6 protein-coding genes are annotated in these 3,986 nt (G+C 36.5%); all 6 read right to left on the bottom strand.

What is annotated here, in order from left to right; translation table 11 throughout:
• On the bottom strand, positions 1-694 hold a 694-nt coding region (locus tag ACP5O9_RS06765), incomplete at its 3' end, for a complement resistance protein TraT (RefSeq protein WP_428723680.1).
• Between the two features lie 72 nt (positions 695-766).
• Positions 767-1,561 (bottom strand): hypothetical protein, encoded by a 795-nt coding sequence (locus ACP5O9_RS06760; RefSeq protein ID WP_428723679.1) that lies wholly within the window; start codon positions 1,559-1,561, stop codon positions 767-769.
• A gap of 143 nt (positions 1,562-1,704) precedes the next feature.
• The gene (locus ACP5O9_RS06755; RefSeq protein WP_428723678.1) at positions 1,705-2,238 is read right to left on the bottom strand and encodes a hypothetical protein; all 534 of its coding nucleotides are present in this window, start codon (positions 2,236-2,238) and stop codon (positions 1,705-1,707) included.
• Positions 2,235-2,486, bottom strand: a complete 252-nt coding sequence (locus tag ACP5O9_RS06750) for a hypothetical protein (RefSeq protein WP_428723677.1) — start codon at positions 2,484-2,486, stop codon at positions 2,235-2,237. The genes ACP5O9_RS06755 and ACP5O9_RS06750 overlap by 4 nt, the downstream gene beginning before the upstream one ends.
• 294 nt (positions 2,487-2,780) lie before the next feature.
• Positions 2,781-2,984 carry a hypothetical protein gene (locus tag ACP5O9_RS06745; protein ID WP_428723676.1) on the bottom strand — a complete coding sequence of 68 codons (204 nt, stop codon included), beginning with the start codon at positions 2,982-2,984 and terminating at the stop codon, positions 2,781-2,783.
• A gap of 477 nt (positions 2,985-3,461) precedes the next feature.
• On the bottom strand, positions 3,462-3,986 hold a 525-nt coding region (locus tag ACP5O9_RS06740), incomplete at its 5' end, for a hypothetical protein (RefSeq protein WP_428723675.1).

The raw sequence follows: 3,986 nt of genomic DNA, 5'->3' as shown, positions 1-3,986 counted from the left end.
TTTTATCAATGTTTGTCTGCTGTGCTGTGCATACAATTTTAGTTCTATAAATCTGCCAGTTGGTGTTTATCTCCTGAGTGGTTTTTATTGTTGTAGCTGAGCCTGTCTGTGCATTTGTTACCATTTGTCCTGTCACTGGCTTATCTGTTTTCTCTCTTAGTTCAACATCAACAACTCCAGCATAGGTTTCAACCTTTAGTGCTTTCCCTATAAGTGCTCCACCAATCCCGCCAACTACTCCACCAATAAGTCCCAGTGCAATTGATGTATCCCTTGACTGGCCTAACCAAGCTCCTGCTCCAGCTCCTGTCAGAGCTCCTTCAACTGCCCCCTCACGGGTTCCAGTCTCCCTGTAGTAATCCATGTAAAGCACATTAACCTGAATGATATAGCCTGCTTGTTCAGGGTTACTTACCACCTGGTAACCTTTTGCAGTAAGTCTACTTGATATAAGATTTTGTAACATTCCTGTGTCAACTTCCTGCATATCAGAAGTGTTGTTAACTGCTACAAATACTGATTTGTTTTTGGCTTTTGCTATAGGGTCAAGAAATATGGTATCAGTCATCTTAAGCTTCACTTGCATGTCACTATGCTCAATAGCATTAATCATCTGTCCACAGCCTGTAAGCTGCAGCATAAAAAACATTACCAGAATGACTGATAAAGCTTTTAAAGCTAAATTATTTCTCATAACTTCCCCCTCGAGTTAAATCTTAAACTTAATGTTTTGATGGGTAAGGCCTTAGCCTTCCCATTTTGTAGCCTAAAAATTAAGTGTTAAAGCACTACCAATCTCAGTTGAGTGATTACGTGGTTCTATCCAACCCCGACCTAAAGAATCATATGTTACCTCAGAATCCTTGATTTTCCAGTATTTTACATAAGGGCTAAATGAAACAGCCCATCCTGTAAATTTCTTTTCAATATTAACACCAGCTCTTAATCCGTAACCAGACTTCTGAGTATTTGTGATGTCTTCAAATCCTGGAACAGAACTGAGATAGCTTTTTACTTTACCTCTTAAGAAGATGTCGTATTCTGCGTAAGCCTTTGCTGTCCAGTCCTTTGTGAAGTCATAAGAAAATGCAACTCCAACTGGTATGTAGTAGTATCTTATCCAACGTTCATAACCCCAAGCACCAGTAGAAGTTTGCTTTCCAGAGGAGTCATCAACCAAACTGCGGTAGCCAAATCCTGTGTAAGGTTTAATTTTCGCTTCTGGTGTAAGCTGATATTGAAGTCCTACCAAAGCTCTTGCCTCAAAAAGTGTGTCATCGATTCCGTTCATGTCACCACTTATTGGTGAAGAGTAATCAACTCTACCTATTGCAAGTTTAAGCTCTGGACCCACAGTAAGTTTCAAATCCTTTGCAACATCAAACTTTACTTCTGCTCTGCCTGCCATTCCGTAAAACCAACCTTTTTCAGTCATAGCACCAGGCTCTTTATAAGTAATGTGGCTTATTTCAGGTCCAATCTGTGCTTCAAAATCCAATGCATAAGCATTAACACCTACAAGCATAAGAAGTGCTACAATCAGCAATGAAAGTTTTTTCACTCCTTTTCACCTCCTTTCTTTTTTATTTTTTAATTTTAGAATTAACATATAATTTTAAAATTAACATAATTTAATTAGCAGAAACAAGTAAAAAAATATTGCCAAAATATTGCCAAAAGGTGTCAGCACAAATTAAGTTTAATTTATTCGACTTTTGTTAGCTTCGGCAAAACTTTTCTTTTTCTGAATTCAGAAAGTTCAAGATATTCAGTTGCGTTATTTTCTGGTTTATTCGTAAAATCAAGCATCTTTTTGAGTTCTTTAAGTCTGGGAGTCTCCCAAAGGGATGAAATCTCTTCGCCTGCATTGCTTATAATGTATTTTTCAAAAGCCTCTTTAAATTCTTTTATCTTTGAAGTGTTATCTTTTCTAATCAGATGCTTTTTCAGTAGTTCGTTGAATTCTTTTTCATCATAAGATATTTCCACCTCTTCCCATCCTGTGTCATCTTTGTGCCAGTAGAGTTTGTAGCCGCGGATTGGATTGTCAGAATTATAATGGGCAAGGCTTTTAGAATGGTTCTTAAGATTTTCAGGTTTTTGCTCAAGATAGTGCTGAAAAGATGTTGGTTTTGGTCCTGAAAGTATCTGTGGGATTGAAGCTGGCATAAGGGTATCCTCTGGATTTCCAGCAAGATAGGCATCTTCAAAAAATACCCTTGAGGCGTGTTTTTTCATTCCCATACTTTATAAAATTTGAAGTCTTCATATCTCTTGCCTGTTTTTTCAATCATTTGGCGTGCCTCACATTTGAGTATCTGTCTGAATCCTTTTGCTGGTGTAATGAAATAATCAAAGCCTTTTTTGGTTAAAATTCCAGCAGACATTTTATATTGAGTTTTTTTACTATTTTTATCAAAAGAACTCATATGTCTCTGATATTCTTTGCGTAAACTACTAATATCTGCAAGTCCCCTATAATACAACCTTGCATCCTCAAAAAACCCAAACTTCCTTTGTTTCAAGAAGGGCTGATTCAATTACTCCACCTGTGAAACGGTCTATCTTGATCCTTGTCTGAACCTCTTCAGGATAACCCTCAAGGACTGTCTCTTCAATAAGAATCCTGCCTTTCTTTGCAGTTTTCTTTGCTTCTGAAACATCTCCAACAGAAGGTCATAGGCATTTCCCTTTTCATTTTTGTCTTCCTGAACTGAAAGAGGAACAGGGTAATAATGATAGTTTCCATAAATGATATAAGCATTTGTAATCTTTAACTCTCATTTCAAAAACCTTCTGTAAAAGGTTTCATCTTTATGGGCATTTTCACCAAGCTTTCTTTTTTTAATATATTCATTTGCAAACATGCCTCTCAGACATGTTCCAGGAATGTAGTCAAGGGTCGCCACCATGTTTGGATCACCTGTATTTGAGGCAAAAGGGAGTGGTGAGAGTGTTGTTATGCAATATTTTATTGCTTGCATAAGACCTCCAGTTGAAAAATAAAGTGGGGCTGGGTTTTCACTTCCAGGTCTTTCAACTTTGATTCTCTTTGAAATAATGCATTTTTCTTATCTGTTCAAGACTTCCTGACACAGGCACAGTTACAGGCTTTCCATCTGATACTTTTTTCAAAAAGGTTTAATTCTTTCAAGTTCTCCAATAGCACTGGCAGGGATTATCCCGGGTATATGAATAAGCAATCGCAATGTCCATTGTTTTATAAATTCCAGAATTCTATCAGGCTCTTTTTGCCAAGTCTTATAATATTCTTTGAAAACATTTCATTTTTAAGGTGGCTATCATAAATATCTTCAAAGACTTATTAATTCATCAATACTTAGCTGAACTTCTTTCCTAGGGTCATCTGTCATCGGTCCATCAAGATATAAATCTTCCTGAGACAATAGAAAAATCAATTTCGCTTCCTAAGAAATTTTCCTGACTTTATCAGTTCAGGGTTATATTGCTACTTTTTCTTCAAGTCTTTGAATTCGGGTAAGCATATCATCAATAACTTTCTTCTCTGAAAGAGCTTTGTTTAAATCAGCTCTTATGTGAGAGCTTATTAAATAAAGCTCATCAATCCTCTGGTTAGTGTCATCAATTCTTTTGTTCGTATCGTCAATACGCTTGTTAGTCTCATCAATTCTTTTGTTAGTCTCATCAATACGCTCAGTATTCTTCATTATTTCTGTTTTAAGCTCTATCCTGAGTTCATCAATTCTCTTGTTGGTTTCATCAATTGCTTTTCTAAGTTCTTTAATTTCGTTTTCCATGCTGTTCTGTCTTGCAATAAGAGATTTTAAAGCAATTCTAAATCCACTCAACTCACTTGGAACAGAAGCTCTGAATTCCTTTAATTCTTCCTTTATTTCTCCAATTATCATGTCCCTTAGTTTTTCTGCTATTTTTTCCCATTCCATAACTTTCTCCAAAAGTGTCATTCCAATGGATTGATGCCTTAAGGGAGGCATAAGCCTCCC

The organism is Thermodesulfovibrio sp. (assembly GCF_049969575.1).
Classification (GTDB): domain Bacteria; phylum Nitrospirota; class Thermodesulfovibrionia; order Thermodesulfovibrionales; family Thermodesulfovibrionaceae; genus Thermodesulfovibrio; species Thermodesulfovibrio obliviosus.
This window is presented reverse-complemented; position numbering and strand designations above follow the sequence as displayed.